This is a genomic window from Chryseobacterium sp. C-71 (assembly GCF_020911865.1).
In the GTDB taxonomy this organism is placed as follows: Bacteria; Bacteroidota; Bacteroidia; order Flavobacteriales; family Weeksellaceae; genus Chryseobacterium.
On sequence record NZ_CP087131.1, the window covers coordinates 2,161,636 to 2,177,241 of the forward strand.

12 protein-coding genes are annotated in these 15,606 nt (G+C 36.4%); 7 read left to right on the forward strand and 5 right to left on the reverse strand.

The features are described 5' to 3' along the window. Positions 1-18 precede the first annotated feature (18 nt). The gene (locus tag LNP04_RS09845; protein WP_229982797.1) at positions 19-2,142 is read left to right on the forward strand and encodes an outer membrane beta-barrel protein; all 2,124 of its coding nucleotides are present in this window, start codon (positions 19-21) and stop codon (positions 2,140-2,142) included. A gap of 62 nt (positions 2,143-2,204) precedes the next feature. Here the strand turns inward: LNP04_RS09845 and LNP04_RS09850 are convergent, their stop codons facing one another. The 5 genes from LNP04_RS09850 to LNP04_RS09870 form a co-directional block, all read right to left on the reverse strand. Beyond that, positions 2,205-5,039, reverse strand: coding sequence for a fibronectin type III domain-containing protein (locus LNP04_RS09850; RefSeq protein ID WP_229982798.1), 2,835 nt, complete (start codon positions 5,037-5,039; stop codon positions 2,205-2,207). Between the two features lie 148 nt (positions 5,040-5,187). Then, positions 5,188-5,874: an RluA family pseudouridine synthase gene (locus LNP04_RS09855; protein WP_229986289.1), complete on the reverse strand. Its 687-nt coding sequence runs from the start codon at positions 5,872-5,874 to the stop codon at positions 5,188-5,190. Further along, positions 5,874-6,200: a hypothetical protein gene (locus LNP04_RS09860; protein WP_229982799.1), complete on the reverse strand. Its 327-nt coding sequence runs from the start codon at positions 6,198-6,200 to the stop codon at positions 5,874-5,876. The genes LNP04_RS09855 and LNP04_RS09860 overlap by 1 nt, the downstream gene beginning before the upstream one ends. Continuing rightward, positions 6,200-7,015, reverse strand: coding sequence for a 3-methyl-2-oxobutanoate hydroxymethyltransferase (gene panB / locus LNP04_RS09865; protein ID WP_129535744.1), 816 nt, complete (start codon positions 7,013-7,015; stop codon positions 6,200-6,202). Before panB ends, LNP04_RS09860 begins: the two co-directional genes overlap by 1 nt. Positions 7,016-7,074: 59 nt before the next feature. Further along, positions 7,075-7,788, reverse strand: a complete 714-nt coding sequence (locus tag LNP04_RS09870; RefSeq protein WP_129535743.1) for a Crp/Fnr family transcriptional regulator — start codon at positions 7,786-7,788, stop codon at positions 7,075-7,077. Between the two features lie 90 nt (positions 7,789-7,878). Between LNP04_RS09870 and LNP04_RS09875 the strand changes: the two genes are divergently transcribed. From LNP04_RS09875 to ccoG, 6 genes are all read left to right on the forward strand, one after another. After that, positions 7,879-10,257, forward strand: coding sequence for a heavy metal translocating P-type ATPase metal-binding domain-containing protein (locus tag LNP04_RS09875; protein ID WP_229982800.1), 2,379 nt, complete (start codon positions 7,879-7,881; stop codon positions 10,255-10,257). Between the two features lie 109 nt (positions 10,258-10,366). Next, on the forward strand, positions 10,367-10,591 hold the full coding sequence (ccoS, locus tag LNP04_RS09880; RefSeq protein WP_229982801.1) for a cbb3-type cytochrome oxidase assembly protein CcoS: 225 nt from the start codon (positions 10,367-10,369) through the stop codon (positions 10,589-10,591). Positions 10,592-10,596: 5 nt separating this feature from the next. Next, positions 10,597-12,858 (forward strand): cytochrome-c oxidase, cbb3-type subunit I, encoded by a 2,262-nt coding sequence (gene ccoN, locus LNP04_RS09885; protein ID WP_229982802.1) that lies wholly within the window; start codon positions 10,597-10,599, stop codon positions 12,856-12,858. A gap of 12 nt (positions 12,859-12,870) precedes the next feature. Next, on the forward strand, positions 12,871-13,068 hold the full coding sequence (locus tag LNP04_RS09890) for a cbb3-type cytochrome c oxidase subunit 3 (RefSeq protein ID WP_229982803.1): 198 nt from the start codon (positions 12,871-12,873) through the stop codon (positions 13,066-13,068). A 99-nt stretch (positions 13,069-13,167) separates the two neighbouring features. Then, positions 13,168-14,046, forward strand: coding sequence for a cbb3-type cytochrome c oxidase N-terminal domain-containing protein (locus tag LNP04_RS09895; protein WP_229982804.1), 879 nt, complete (start codon positions 13,168-13,170; stop codon positions 14,044-14,046). A gap of 98 nt (positions 14,047-14,144) precedes the next feature. Continuing rightward, positions 14,145-15,599 carry a cytochrome c oxidase accessory protein CcoG gene (gene ccoG, locus LNP04_RS09900; RefSeq protein ID WP_229982805.1) on the forward strand — a complete coding sequence of 485 codons (1,455 nt, stop codon included), beginning with the start codon at positions 14,145-14,147 and terminating at the stop codon, positions 15,597-15,599. The last annotated feature ends 7 nt before the right edge of the window (positions 15,600-15,606 follow it).

Here is a 15,606-nt window from a genome sequence, read left to right on the forward strand (position 1 = left end):
AATAGATTTACTCACATTATGAAGAAAACATTACTTACTCTCTCAATTTTAGGTTCAGTTTTAGGTTTTGCGCAAGAAACCAAGGACAACAAAGAAACCAAGGAAAAAGAAATCGAAGGCGTCGTTATCACCAAAACAAAAAAAGCAGTTGAACAAAAAGCCGACCGTACTATTTTTGATTTTTCTGAACAGCCAAGCTTAAATTCAGGATCTTTAATGGAAGGTGTAAAAAAACTTCCGGGTTTGGTGGTATCTGATATGGTAGGAATGATGTATCAGGGGAAACCATTGGATGTTTATATGGATGGAAGACCTTTGAACATTTCAAGTAATGAACTGAATGCTTTCCTGGAAGGCATGCCCGCAAATTCGGTTGACAGAATTGAAATCATCACGCAACCCGGCGCAGAATTTCCCGCAACTTCGGGAGGCGCTATTTTAAATATTATTACAAGCAAATCAGCGAAAAATTATCTTACGGCTGTTTACAACGGAGGTTATCGTTTTTCGAGCTATGATAAATATAGAAGTAGGTTTAATAATTCGATTGCATTAAATTCAAGAAATAAATGGTTCGGATGGCAGGTCAATCTGGGTCAATATTACAGAGAAAGCTTATCTCTTTCTGAATTTGATGCGCTGACCAGAAACCATTCTAATTCTTTGGGGCGAACATATTATATGAATTCTGCTTTTACTTTTGAGCTTGGAAAAGACAGATTGCTATTGAACTATGACATCAATCACAACAACGGAGGCGCAGATATTACGACTGATAATTTTGTAAATGGTACTTCAACATCTAATTTTGGAAGTGATTCTAAAGGGTTAAGACAAGAAGTTGCTGCTACGTATCAGAAAAAATTTGAGGATAAAAATAAGAAGCTTGATTTTAAAGCAATTTATACCAACAGCGATTCAGAGTTTAATCAATTTGGAGATAAATCATTAAACAACTCATCATTATTTAATTTATACAATTTCAGAATCGATTATTCTCAGCCTTTGAAAATTTTGGATGAGGGAAAAGTAAGTTTCGGAGGATTGTATGACCAGCAAAATTTTGAAACGAAAGATGGAAATCTGGTGAATCTCGATTACACAAGACAGACTACTTCTGCCTATTTAGAATTTCAGGCAACTTTAAAGAAGTTTGATTTCATCGCAGGAGCAAGAGCTGAAAATTATGACATTACAGGGATTACACGATTCTATGACAAAAACAATGTTTTAAAGGAAGATAATTTAAATCCATTCAAAAAGTTTAAAGTTTTTCCAAATGCAAGTGTCCAGTATAATTTAATGAAACAACTTTTCATTAATTTAAACTATAACAAAAAAATCAGCCTGCCAAGTGTTTCGCTCTTAAACCCGAATAACACAACACTTAGTACAGAGACACTTACAACTAGCGGTAATCCTGATCTACAGCCAACAATTTATGACAATGCTGAAATCAAAATCAGTGCATTTGATTATGCGTACATTGGCTACAACACAAGTTGGGTGAAAAATCAGATTGTTCAGAAAGTTTCGAGGGAAGGCAATTTAATCAGAAACGAACAGGTACAGGTAAACAGCATCAGAACACACAACTTCAATTTCGGAATGCCGATTCCGTTTATGCTTTTCACGACGCCTTTCAGCGAGCTGATGAAGTTTAATGTAAATCCTGACAAAATGAACTTATTATATGTTTACACAGGATATCAGATTCAGGAAATGCCGGATATCAAATCAAAAGGATTTTGGATTTTCAGTTTGATGGGACAATTTATTCTCCCAAAAGACATCAGGCTTCAAGCGAATTATAACGTAATACCAAAGGGAGGAAATTTCTATTATTTTCAAATTGAAAAACCTTTAAACAATGCTTTTGATTTAACGATATCAAAAAAGTTCATGGCCGATCGTCTTAATCTTTCGCTTTACGCCAGAGATATTTTTAATCAGAACAAAAGTGTCATTGTGGCAAATTCACTAGGAGGAAAAGTATTTACATCAAACAAAGTCGACAGCAGAAGTTTCGGGATTACCGTAAATTATAAAATACCGACCAAAAATAAACTGGCGAAAGAAGATCCTAATATGATCAAGCAAACCACCCAAAGCGAAAATAACGGTGGAATTTTGCAACAGTAAGATAGAAAAAAGAAATCGGCTCTAAAAAATTTAGAGCCGATTCTTATTTGATGATTAAATTATTATTTCTTAATTACTTTAATGGTTTGCTTAGAACCATCTTTCATATCAAGTTGCAGTAAATACATTCCCGCAGAAAGATCATTTAATCTTATTACAGACTCTGGTTGATTGATTGTCTTAATCAATTTTCCAGAGAGATCTGAAACTTGTATCATTTTCACTAATTCCGGCTTAGTGATATTGACCATTTCTGAGAATGGGTTTGGATAGACTTTTATTGCATCTTTCTTTATAGTTTCTGAGGTAGAAAGACAGTTAACATCTACAGTAGCAGTGACCATTGTTCTTGCAGATTCACAAGTGTTTCCAACAATAAAATTGTAGAATAAATAGTATCCTGTTGTTACATTACTTCCACCCGTTAACGTAAAATTACCCTGTCCATATGGAAATGACTGTCCTACTCCGTTAGGAGTACTGTAGTTTCTGTAATAACTACCCGCTCCTTCAATTTTAAATCTGTACACCCCCGGATTTAAAAATATATTGAGAGGGATCGTCTGTGGTGTAACCCCTCCACTGGCAACATTAGAAGTAAATGGGATTTCATAAACAGGAGTGCTGGCTGAGCCTAAATATACTCTTATAAAACTTGAATCACCTGCAGCACTAGGAAAAACATCCACACTTTGTACGGTGATTGGAGTGCCGGATACCGTTGCCTCCATGTAAAAAGTTGTGCCGGCACCAGTTGTGCCTCCATTTGTTAATGCGCCGGGATTCGCTACTCCAACACTCACAGAACTGCCGGTTAATGCAGATACGTAATAGTTTGTAGTAGAAGATAAATTCGGTGTTGTATAAGAATTTCCAGTTGTTAATGTATTCCCTCCGGTTGGAGCATCATACCAAGTTATTGTTGCACCCGTATCTGCAGTAGCTGATAATGTTGCTGTTGAGTTCGGACATATGGTTGCAGGAGTTGTAGAAACAATTGCAGGCGGTTGGCAAAGAGAATTAAATGTAACGATTTGAGTCGACCAATTACTTAAATCACTTGTAGAACATTTTGACCTTATCCAAACATAATATTTTGTAAAAGGATCCAAAGGACTTATAATTACAGATGTACCAGTTGCTACACTTACAGATGGAACAGTTGCCGCTGTGGGTGGAACATTGTTTACACTATAATAAATATCGTATCCATTTGCCGGGGCAGTTACAGAGGCATTCCATTGAATTTGTGCAGATGTTGGCGTGATATTAGAAACTGTTATATTAGTCGGAGAAATACACGAAGGTTTTGCTTCCCAATAAACATCATCATAAAAATGTCCCACAGTAGAAGTACCATTATTTCTAATAGCTAATCTTGCATTAGCAGGAATTGTAGAAGGCACAATCACAGTATATTCTGAATCTTGAGAAGAATACACAGTATTCAATATGCTGATCGTCTGAATATTGACAAACGTAGATGCATCAGAAGAATTAGTAACATATCCAACATCTAAAGAACCTGTAGATGATGCAACTCTGGCTTTAAATCTCAGCCAATGCGTTCCCATATTTACGTTACTAAATTCTGGAAGCACGGCAACGGTTGCATTAGCAGGAGTAGATGCTATTTGGTAAAGATTTCTATTTCCAGATGCAGGACTTGTAGAACTGATTGTCTGAGCGGTGTTTGATGCACCTACAATTCTAGCCCAACAATCAGGAACGATATTACCCGTTGCATAACTATCAAAATTTTCAAACATCGTAGTAACAGGAGTACATAGTGTTTTTGAAGTACCCGCTAAAGACCATTCGCTCTTATCAGATGCAGTACAGACTGATCTTACCCAAACATAATATAATGTATTTGGTGCTAAACTCGGTATAGTTGTAGAGGTTGAAGTTATCCCTACAATAGATGGAGTTGTGGTTGAAATGGGGCCTGTATTAGTTGTACTATAGTAAAGTTCGTAGCCACTTGATGGTGCTAAAGCAGGAGCGACCCACTGTATATCAACACTATTAATTGTACTAGTCGGATTTGTAACAGATGACGGTCTAAAGCAAGATGGTGGAGTCCAAATATAAGTAAGACCCGCAGGCGGCATTCCAGGTACAGCATTTACTGTACTGTAATTTTGTACGCTACTATTTGCTGTTCCTACGGTAGAGCTTCCAAAATCTACACTTGAAGCATTTAGCCTATTGTTGAAATCCGATGTTGAAGTTCCTCTCAATCCTACCTGTACAGTAGAAGATGAGGAAACACTTCCGACAATATTTGATCCTGAATTATATATTACAGAAATCTTGTTAGTAGTTTCATGAAGTCTTATTTGAAAAGAAAATGTGTAAACAGCCGTTGTTGAAGTTGAAGTTGCCGGTCGAAAATCTGTCCACTGAATCACAACTTCACGAGCTGGCGCAGTACCTATCGTCTCCCAACTAATTCTACCAGTAGTTCCTCCAATATCATATACACTACTTAAGTCTCTTCCGAATGCAGAAACACTTCCTTCATATGTTGCGGTACTAGTAATCGGAGTCGTGTTAGTAGCGGTTGGCGCAGTTGATCCAAACGTTATAAACCCGTTTGAAGAAATATTCAGAGAATTATAAACTACCTGGTTAAAATTAAAGCCAAACGGTATCGTGATGGGATAAACTTCACTATTAAGATTTGTGGCAGAAGTATTTCCTGTTGCAGCTCCCAAAACATTACCTGAAATTGGAGTAAAAACTCCGGAAGATTGCGCAAAACTATAAGTACTTACCTGTGCATTTATAGTATTATTACCCGCAAATAAAAATGCCAAACCTGCGATGGCACTTTTTAGGTAATTTTTCGTTGATTTCCTTTTAACAAAAAGGCTTTGGTAAAATTGCTTCATATCTGTTTCAATTTAGATTAAAACAAATATACTATTTTTTACATAACTTAAATTATATTTTAAAAAAAACAGCACAACACTGATAAATAAATAAAATATTAGCAAATATTATGACTATTGATTAATTTTGAAAACTTAATTAATCCCACTATATTGAATCCTCGCAAGCCTTCCAAACCGCATCATTCTGCGGAACCGGAGCAATGATTTCTATATTTTCTTTCGTAACAGGATGTACAAATCCTAATTTTCTTGCGTGTAAATTGATTCCGCCATCAGGATTTGAACGTGGCGAACCATATTTCAAATCACCTTTAATCGGAACTCCCGTTTTTGATAATTGAGCACGAATCTGATGATGCCTTCCGGTTTCAAGATCAATTTCCAAAAGATGATAATTATCTAAAGTCTTTATAATGTTATACGTAAGAATTGCTTCCTTTGCGCCATCAGTCACTTTGGTAAAAACAATGGCCTTGTTATTTTTTTCGTTCTTCTGTAAATAATGAACCAGTCTTTGGCTTTGAGGAATCATTTCTTTAGGAACAACCGCCCAATACGTTTTTTTGACCTCTCTGTTTTTAACCATCTGCGTCAAACGGGAAAGTGCTTTCGAAGTTTTAGCATAAATTACCAAGCCAGAAGTCGGCCTGTCGATACGATGAACCAAGCCCAGAAAAACATTTCCGGGCTTGTTATCTCTTATTTTAATATAATTTTTAATGGAATCCAGCAGAGACTCATCTCCGGTTTTGTCGCCCTGCACTAATTGTCCAACTCTTTTATTGATGACCAAAAGGTGGTTATCCTCATAAACAATCTGTTCCTTCATAATTACTGACGGTTCACAGATCTGTTGGTAAATGAAATAATCACTCCACCCAGCAAACCAACTGTTTTAATGAATGAAAAATTAGATTCCACAGGAAGAAATGCTCCGATAATACATAATGCAGCAGCAGCATACATCGGATATGTAAATTTTGCATTAGATAGCAACGGTGCCTGCAAAATAAAACTCAACCCTATTAAAAGATAAAATAATTTTCTTGAAATAATCTCGTTGACTTCCGGTGAAAACATTCCAAACCATCCAATAACCAGACAAAGTATTGCCAACACGGAGATAATCCCCTGTGCCATTTGTAAATTGTTTCTCATTAGTAACTTTCTTTTTCGTTAGGGAAATCAGCACTTTTCACGTCTTTTACGTACTGCGCCACAGCTCCGGTGATTTCTGTATATAAATCTAGATATCTTCTTAAGAATTTTGGTGAAAAACCTTTGTTCATCCCAACCATATCGTGATATACCAAAACCTGCCCGTCACAATCAGGACCAGCCCCAATTCCAATGGTTGGGATCGTAATGCTTTCTGACACTTTTTTAGCTAAATCTGCAGGAATTTTTTCCAAAACAATAGAAAAACAGCCCAGTTCTTCCAAAAGCTTTGCATCACTGATTAATTTTTCAGCCTCTTCTTCATCTTTCGCTCTAACTTTATAGGTTCCGAATTGATAAATAGACTGCGGTGTCAATCCCAAATGTCCCATTACAGGAATTCCTGCATTGATGATTTTCTTTATAGATTTTGAAATTTCTTTTCCACCTTCTATTTTTATGGCGTGAGCACCACCCTCTTTCATCATTCTTACTGATGATTCCAATGCTTTGTCGGGATTACTTTGGTAAGTTCCGAAAGGCAAATCAGCCACGATCAAAGCTCGGTCTATTCCACGCACAACACTTTGAGTATGATAAATCATTTGATCTAAAGTAATCGGCAATGTAGTTTCAAAGCCCGCCATAACATTAGCTGCAGAGTCGCCAATCAGTACGGCATCGATTCCGCCGGCATCTACCATTTTCGCAGTGGTAAAATCGTAAGCGGTAAGCATTGTTATTTTCTCCTTATCGAATTTCATTTTTCGTAAGGTTTCAGTAGTAACTCTTTTGATTTCAGAATGAACAGACATAATATATGTATTGTTTATAAGTTAAAAAGTCGGCTTCCGCCGACTTGTATATTGAATGATTATAAAACTACGTGACCGAGTTTCATGAGTTTATCGTGATTGAGAATTTTAATGTTTCTTCCGTCTACTTCGATGAGCTGATCTCCTTTAAATTCAGAAATCAATCGGATGGCACTTTCTGTTGCGGTACCGATAATGTTTGCTATCTCTTCTCTCGTTAATGAGATTTTGATGAAACCTTCGGGATCCGTACCTAATTTTTGCTCTAAAAGAATTAAAATCTCCGCCAATCTTTCTCTTACTGTTTTCTGAGCAAGGAATGTAATGGTGTTTGAAGATTCTCCCAATTCATAAGCGATCTTTTGAAGCATAATGAATGACAACTGAGGATCAACCTCAAGAAGATCCATAAAAACATCTGCAGGTAAAAAAGTGCATTCTACATCAGTCATCGCTTCTGCTTTAGCCTGAAAGTTTTCACCACAAAGCAAAGCACGATATCCGATGATATCACCCTCTTTTATAAATCTTAAAATCTGATCTTTCCCAAAAGAGCCCGACTTCGACAATTTTGCAGCTCCTTTTTCCAAAAAATAAACTCCTTTCGGAATTTCACCATCATCAAAAATGATGTCGTGTTTCTGAAAACTCATCTTCTTTTTTGCACCTAAGTATCTTTCAAAATCAGTATTGGAAAGCCTTTCTTTGAAGGATTTATCGTTAAAAACCCTGGCAAATCTTTCTTCAATAGCAATCTGTTGTTCCTGCGACATTTTAATATGACATTTATCACAAAAATAGAACATTTAAACTCGATAAACAAAAAAAATTGTTATAATTTTGTCAGTCAATAATTTATGAAGGTGAGCGAGAACTGTTTTCATTGTGGACAAGACATAGAAAAGGAGAGAATTCCTTTTGACGAGAAAATTTTTTGCTGCAACGGTTGCAAATCGGTCTACGAAATTCTGAATATCAACAATCTAACTAATTTTTACGAATTAAATAAGCGCGCAGGAATCCGTCCGAACGACGAAAATTCTTCACAGTTTGATTATCTCGACACGCCAGAAATTTTTGAAAAAATCACCGATTTCTCAGAGGGAAATACCAGTTTGGTAACATTCAAAATTCCGGTGATTCACTGCTCTTCTTGTATCTGGCTTTTAGAAAGTCTTCATACACTTCATAAAGATATTAAATATTCTCAGGTCAACTTTACAAGAAAGAACTTACAGATCTCATTCAATCATAACGATTTAAAATTAAGCGAATTAGCTAATTTCTTAACCAATTTAGGATATAAACCAGCGATCAGCTTAGAAACCGCCGATAAAAACGAAGATCATTTAGACAAATCTCTTCTGGTAAAATTAGCCATTGCAGGTTTTGCCTTCGGTAACGGAATGTTCTTAGCTTTCCCAGAATATATTGGCGGCGAAGACGTCTGGATGGAACACTACAAAGGTTTATTCCGAGTGTTGATGTTTCTGCTCTCACTTCCGGTCGTATTTTACTCAGCTTCAGATTATTACAAATCTGCTTGGTACGGTTTAAAAAACAAAATCGTCAATATTGATGTTCCGATTGTTTTAGGAATTTTCGTGTTGTTCGGACGAAGTGTTTATGAAATCATCACAGATTACGGTCCTGGATATTTTGACACGTTATGCGGACTTCTATTCTTCATGTTATTAGGTAAAATGTTCCAGAAAAGAACATACAGTTCACTCTCTTATGACAGAGATTACAAATCGTTCTATCCGATTGCGGTTACGAAAGTTGATTTTGGCGGGAAACAGCAAAACATTTTACTTTCTGAAATTAAAATTGGCGACAGAATTCTAGTTAGAAATCAAGAAATCATTCCGGTGGATGCGGTTTTGATTAACGGTGAAGGAAATATTGACAACAGCTTTATCACAGGAGAAAGTGAAAGCATCAACAAACAACCCGGAGATAAAATTTTTGCCGGAGGAAAACAAGTTGGCTCTTCTCTCGAATTGGAAGTTATTAAAAACGTTGACCAAAGTTATCTGACTCAGCTTTGGAACAAAGAAGCATTCAAAAAGCATGAAACGGGATTAGACACACTAATCAACGACATCAGTAAATATTTTACGTTTATCATTTTAGGAATTGCCTTGATTTCAGGAATTTACTGGTCATTTATTGATTTAGAAAAAATGTTTCAGGTGATTTCTGCGATTTTGATTATTGCCTGTCCTTGTGCATTAGCATTATCTTCTCCGTTTACATTCGGACACATCATGCGAATTTTGGGTCGAAATAAATTTTATGTAAAAGATACGCTAACGATTGAGAAGATTTCAAAATTAGACGCTATTGTTTTTGATAAAACAGGAACGATTACCGAAAGAAAGAAGACCAACATTAAATTTGAAGGTTCTGAAATTCAGGAATTTGATTTAATGAATATCAAAACTTTATTAAAAAATTCAAACCATCCGCTTTCAAAATCTCTATATGATTTCATTGAAATTAATGATGATTATTTTCCCGTTGAACAATTTGTTGAAATTTCAGGGAAAGGTTATGAAGCCAGGGTAAGAGGAAATTTATATAAGATCGGCTCTGCAAAATACAACAATCAGGAATCTAAAAACCTGGAAACCGCAGTCTACATCAGCAAGAATAACGAGTTTATCGGGAAGTTTATTTTTAAAAATGAATATCGGGAAAACCTTAAAAATTTATTCAAAAAAATCGCTCAGTACAAGATTTTCATCCTGAGCGGAGATAATTCTTCGGAAGAAACTCAACTAAAAACGATCATCCCAAATGTGAGTTCGATGGCATTTAACCAAAGCCCGGAGGATAAATTAAACTTCATACAAAGCCTACAAAACAACGGAATGAAAGTGGCAATGTTGGGTGACGGATTAAACGATGCCGGAGCACTAAAACAAAGCAATGTAGGAATTGCCATTTCTGACGACACCAACAGCTTTACACCATCTTCTGACGTAATCATGAACGGCGAAAAAGTCTCACATTTAGACAATTACCTTAATGTTTGCAAAGGATCAATGACGATTGTAAAATTGACATTCGTAATCAGTTTTCTTTACAACATTGTCGGCTTAAGTTTTGCAGTTACTGGTCATATGTCACCATTATTTGCTGCCATTTTGATGCCGCTGAGCTCCATCACAGTCATTTCATTTACTACACTTTCGACTTGGATACTGGGTCGCAAATATTTCCGAAAAACCGCTTAAAAGCCCTTATTTAGACTGATTTTAAATTAGCCAAAGCCCGTATTTCGTGATTAATGTCATTATTTTTCACTAATTTTGAACCCCGAAAATAGGTTAATTTTGTTGTCTAATGGATATTCTATATTTAATGATCTTATGCAGTGTTTCTTTAGCTGCAGTTTTCCTGATCGTTTTTATAGTTAATGCCAGAAAAGGACAGTTTGAGGACGATGAGTCACCGGCTGTAAGAATACTCTTTGATGATGAAGTGAAGGAGGAGAAAGAAGATTCTGGCAACAAAAACGATAAAAGTGAAAAAGGAGAAAGTAATAAATTTGAAGAAAAAAGTGAATAGTTAATATGGAGACACAAAAGTTTAGTTATGACAACAGTATTGTTCGGGCATTCCTATACGCGACCATAGTTTTTGGGATTATAGGATTCGTGTTTGGGCTGACAGCAGCTTTGATGCTTTTCTACCCTGAGCTTCCTGAATTTTTTTTCGGGACTGATGATACAACAATCAACAGTTTATCATCTGGTAACATACAAGGTTTGATCAACACACACGGTGCGTTTGGTTTTGGTAGAATAAGAATGCTGCACACCACGACAGTAATCTTTGCATTTGTATGTAATATCGTTTATGTAGGGGTTTACTACTCTACACAAAGATTATTAAAAACAAGAATGTATAGCGACACGCTGTCTTGGATTCATTTCTGGACTTGGCAGTTGATGATTGTAGCTACGTACATCACCTTCTTTATGGGGATCAACACTTCAAAAGAATATGCTGAGCACGAATGGCCAATCGATATTTTGATTGCTGTATCTTGGATTATCTTTGGTGTAAACATGATTTTAACCATCAAGAAAAGAAGAGTAAGACACCTTTACGTGGCCATTTGGTTCTATCTTGGAACTTGGGTTGCCGTAGCGATGCTTCACATCTTTAACAATCTTGAAGTACCTTTATCTTTCTCTGGCTGGAAATCTTATTCAGCGTATGCAGGAGCAAAAGATGCTATCGTACAATGGTGGTACGGTCACAATGCGGTTGCATTCGTATTGACGACTCCTGTTTTAGGTTTAATGTATTATTTCTTACCTAAGGCAGCAGACAGACCTGTATTTTCGTATAAATTATCGATTATTCACTTCTGGTCATTGATTTTCGTATACATTTGGGCTGGTCCTCACCACCTTCAGTATACAGCTTTACCGGCATGGGCGCAGGCAGTGGGAACTGGTTTCTCAATTATGCTAATCGCACCGTCTTGGGGAGGTATGTTGAATGGTCTTCTTACCTTAAGAGGAGCTTGGGATAAAGTAAGAGAAAATCCTATTTTGAAATTCTTCGTAGTTGCAGTTACTTGTTATGGTATGGCAACATTCGAAGGACCGCTTTTAGCGACAAAAAACATCAATAAAATTGGTCACTTTACAGACTGGGTTATTGGTCACGTACATTTAGGAGCATTAGGATGGAATGGTTTCATGGCATTTGGTGTTATCTATTACTTGGTACCGATCCTTTGGAGAACAAAAATGTGGTCTGTAAAATTAGCTAACTGGCATTTCTGGTTAGGTACATTAGGAATCATTTTCTACGCAGTACCAATGTACATCGCAGGATTTACTCAAGGTCTAATGTGGAAGCAATTCAACCCGGATGGAACATTATTATGGAAAAACTGGTTGGATACTGTGACTGCAATTATTCCTTACTACAAATTAAGATTCTTAGGAGGGTTATTCTATCTTTCAGGTGGTTTACTAATGGTTGTGAATGTTTGGAAAACTGTTAGACAAGGATCATTCCAAAAAGAAGTTCCTGCAGAAGCACCAGCTTTGGCAAACATCGGGAACAAACGTAAAGAAGGAGAAGGTTTCCACCTTTGGTTGGAAAGAATGCCAATGTTGTTAACCGTATTGTCATTACTTACGATTTCAATTGGGAGTATGGTAGAGATTATTCCTACCCTATCATTGAAGAAAAGTGTACCGACGATTTCAGCAGTGAAACCTTATTCACCGTTAGAATTAGAAGGTAGAGATTTATATATCCGTGAAGGTTGTAACGCTTGTCACTCTCAGATGGTAAGACCATTCAGAGACGAGATTGTAAGATTTAACGGTAAAAACGGACAATATTCTAAAGCAGGGGAATTCGTTTACGATAGACCTTTCCTTTGGGGATCAAAAAGAACAGGACCAGATTTGCATAGAGAAGGTGGTAAAAACCCAAGTTCTTGGCATTACAAACACATGTATAACCCAAGATCTACATCTGCAGGTTCTATCATGCCACGTTACCCTTGGTTGATCGCAACGAATCTAGACAGATCTAAGATGGTCGACAAAATGAAGTTGATGAAGAATACTTTTGATGTACCATATACAAAAGCTCAAATTGATTCTGCAGATAAATGGGCAGACAACCAGGCTGCAAAAATTGTAAAAGACATCTATTCTGAAGCAGCTGACTTGAAAGCGGAATACGCTAAGAGACCAGACGTAAAACTTGAGAAGAAGGAAATTGTAGCATTGATCTCTTACCTACAAAGATTGGGTACAGATATTAAAACTACTGAAATAAAAACAGCTAGTAATAACTAACATTAAAAGCTCATGATTCCTCAGAACTTTAAAGATATATTATCCAATACGGAAAATGCAGGTTTGTATCAAACTTTGGCTCTGATTTTCTTTATGTTGTTCTTTATCGGATTGATTGTATATGTTTTTAGCAGACCTAAAAAATATTACAGAGAAGAAGAGAATGCACCTCTTGGGGATGATGAAGATGATTTTAATTTAAAAGATTAAACTATTATTGATTATGAAATCGCCGTTAGCCTAGTTATTGCTTATAACATTTTGACGATGGTGATTCATATGACATTTAAAAACAATAAACATTCACTTATGAAACAAAGAACACCGGTTTTTGTAAACATCTTGATAATAATGGGGCTTCTTATAGTTTTTTATTATTTATTTGTTCAAAGCTACTCGTTTTTAGCTTCACCTTATTTCTGGGGAACTGTTGCGATCAGTGCAATCTTGGCATACATTCACAGTGCAATCGGAGATTTGATTGAAAATAATAAATTCAAAAAATTATCTGACGCAGAAAAAGCAGCGTACTTATCTGAAAAGAAAATTCCTTTTTTAAAGAGACAGTATGATGCAGCTTTCAAAAAGCAGTCTGATACAGAAGAAAAAGATATTCTTATCGATCATGGTTTCGACGGGATTATGGAGTTAGATAATCAATTACCAAAATGGTGGTTAGGTTTATTCTACTTCGGAACTGTATTTTGTGTAGTGTACATCTGTGCATATTCTTTTACAGATTTTGCTCACCCATTAAGCGAATATGATGCTGAATACAAAGAACAAATGGCCGCTATTGATGATTATAATAGTAAGCAGCCACCAATTACAATAGAAACAGCTGTATTTTCTGAAGACAACATCGCTGCCGGTGAAGAAATCTTCAAAAGCAACTGTGTATCTTGTCACTCAGACGGAGGTAAAGGAGGTATCGGTCCTAACTTGACAGATAATTTCTGGCACAACCAGCCTGAGAAAACATTATTCAAAAACGTATTCCACGTTGTAGAAAACGGGGTAACAGGAACTGCAATGCAGGCTTGGGGTAAAAACGGCGTATTAACAGGAACAGACATTCAGAATGTAGCTGCTTACGTTTACCACATTAACCAGGAACTTCCACCAATTACAACAGACAAAGGCGGAGCACCAGCTTATGGTGATGAAGCCAAGTGGGAGAAACAGTAATTAAAACTTGAAAATATATGATTAAACATAATTTGTTATTAAATTAAAAAATAGTAACGAATTATGTTTTTTCTTTTTTTAAATAAAACCAAACTATAATGTCAGATAAAGAAGAAGATATTCTGCGTGGCGGACAGGGTCAGGTTTTAGATCCTGAAACCTATAGAGATTCTATAGGAACAATGGAACAATCCGGAAAGAGAAAATGGGTTTTTCCAAAGAAACCAAAAGGTAAATATACCAACTACAGAGACTTTGTAAGTTACTTCTTACTAATCGTCTATTTTACAGTACCATTCATCAAAATCAATGGCAACCCTTTCTTTCTTTTTAATGTTATCGACAGAGAGTTTTTCATCGTTGGACAGCCTTTTTATCCACAAGATTTTTTCATCCTTACTTTAGGAGCTATCGCTTCTCTTATTTTCATTATCATTTTTACGATTGCATTCGGAAGAATTTTCTGCGGGTGGATATGCCCTCAGACAATTTTTATGGAATCGATATTTCGTAAAATAGAATACCTGATTGAAGGAGACAGAAACAAGCAGATGAAGTTGGACAGACAGGAATGGAACAGCGAAAAAATCTGGAAAAGAAGTTTGAAATGGTCAGTTTATGTCGTGATTTCATTAATCATTACCCATTTCATGTTTATGTACATCGTGGGTTACGAGCAGGTCATCGAGATTATATCAGCTGGGCCATTTGCACATCCAACCAACTTTATTGTGATGATTCTCTTTGCCGCAGCATTTTACTTTGTGTTTGCATGGTTTAGAGAACAGGTTTGTACATTGGTTTGTCCTTACGGTAGATTGCAAGGCGTTTTAATTGATAAAGAAACCATCAATGTATTTTACGACTTCAACAGAGGTGAAAACCGTTCAAAATGGAGAAAAGGTGAAGACAGAAAAGCTGCCGGAAAAGGTGACTGTATCGACTGTTACCAGTGTGTGGTAGTTTGTCCTACAGGAATCGACATTAGAGACGGACAGCAATTAGAATGTATCAACTGTACTGCTTGTATCGATGCCTGTGATGAAGTGATGGAAAAGGTAGGTTTGCCTAAAGGTCTTGTACGTTACGCGTCCGAAAAAGAAATAGAAACCGGAGAACCTTACAAATTTACCGGAAGAATGAAAGGCTTTGCTGTAGTTCTTGTTCTTTTGGTAGGATTCTTAGGATATTTACTGTCGAGCCGTGGCGAGATGGAAGCCAAATTCATTAAACCAGCTGGAAGCACATTCTTTGTAAGAGAAGGAAAAATCACAAATACTTACAACTACACCTTCCTGAATAAAACCAACGACAAAAAAATCGTTACCATCAAGGTGATTGAGCCTGCACAAGGTGAAATCAGCTACAGTGCATCAAGCAAAATTACGGTTGCCAGAGATAAGATTACAAAAGGAACCATCAACATCAGCTTCCCGGAGAATGCCATGAAACTGTCTAAGCAAAACGTCAAAATCGGAGTTTACGATATGAAGGGCGAGCTTATAGATTCTTATGAAACTTATTTTGAAGGACCATTTAAATTACAATTTTAAATTTTTT

What these genes read in the sequence shown, in the direction of transcription:
- LNP04_RS09860 (WP_229982799.1), bottom strand. Translation starts at nt 6,200, where the DNA reads ATGAGAAACAATTTACAAATGGCACAGGGGATTATCTCCGTGTTGGCA.
- ccoG (WP_229982805.1), top strand. Translation starts at nt 14,145, where the DNA reads ATGTCAGATAAAGAAGAAGATATTCTGCGTGGCGGACAGGGTCAGGTT.
- LNP04_RS09890 (WP_229982803.1), top strand. Translation starts at nt 12,871, where the DNA reads ATGATTCCTCAGAACTTTAAAGATATATTATCCAATACGGAAAATGCA.
- ccoN (WP_229982802.1), top strand. Translation starts at nt 10,597, where the DNA reads ATGGAGACACAAAAGTTTAGTTATGACAACAGTATTGTTCGGGCATTC.
- ccoS (WP_229982801.1), top strand. Translation starts at nt 10,367, where the DNA reads ATGGATATTCTATATTTAATGATCTTATGCAGTGTTTCTTTAGCTGCA.
- LNP04_RS09870 (WP_129535743.1), bottom strand. Translation starts at nt 7,788, where the DNA reads ATGTCGCAGGAACAACAGATTGCTATTGAAGAAAGATTTGCCAGGGTT.
- LNP04_RS09845 (WP_229982797.1), top strand. Translation starts at nt 19, where the DNA reads ATGAAGAAAACATTACTTACTCTCTCAATTTTAGGTTCAGTTTTAGGT.
- LNP04_RS09895 (WP_229982804.1), top strand. Translation starts at nt 13,168, where the DNA reads ATGAAACAAAGAACACCGGTTTTTGTAAACATCTTGATAATAATGGGG.
- panB (WP_129535744.1), bottom strand. Translation starts at nt 7,015, where the DNA reads ATGTCTGTTCATTCTGAAATCAAAAGAGTTACTACTGAAACCTTACGA.
- LNP04_RS09850 (WP_229982798.1), bottom strand. Translation starts at nt 5,039, where the DNA reads ATGAAGCAATTTTACCAAAGCCTTTTTGTTAAAAGGAAATCAACGAAA.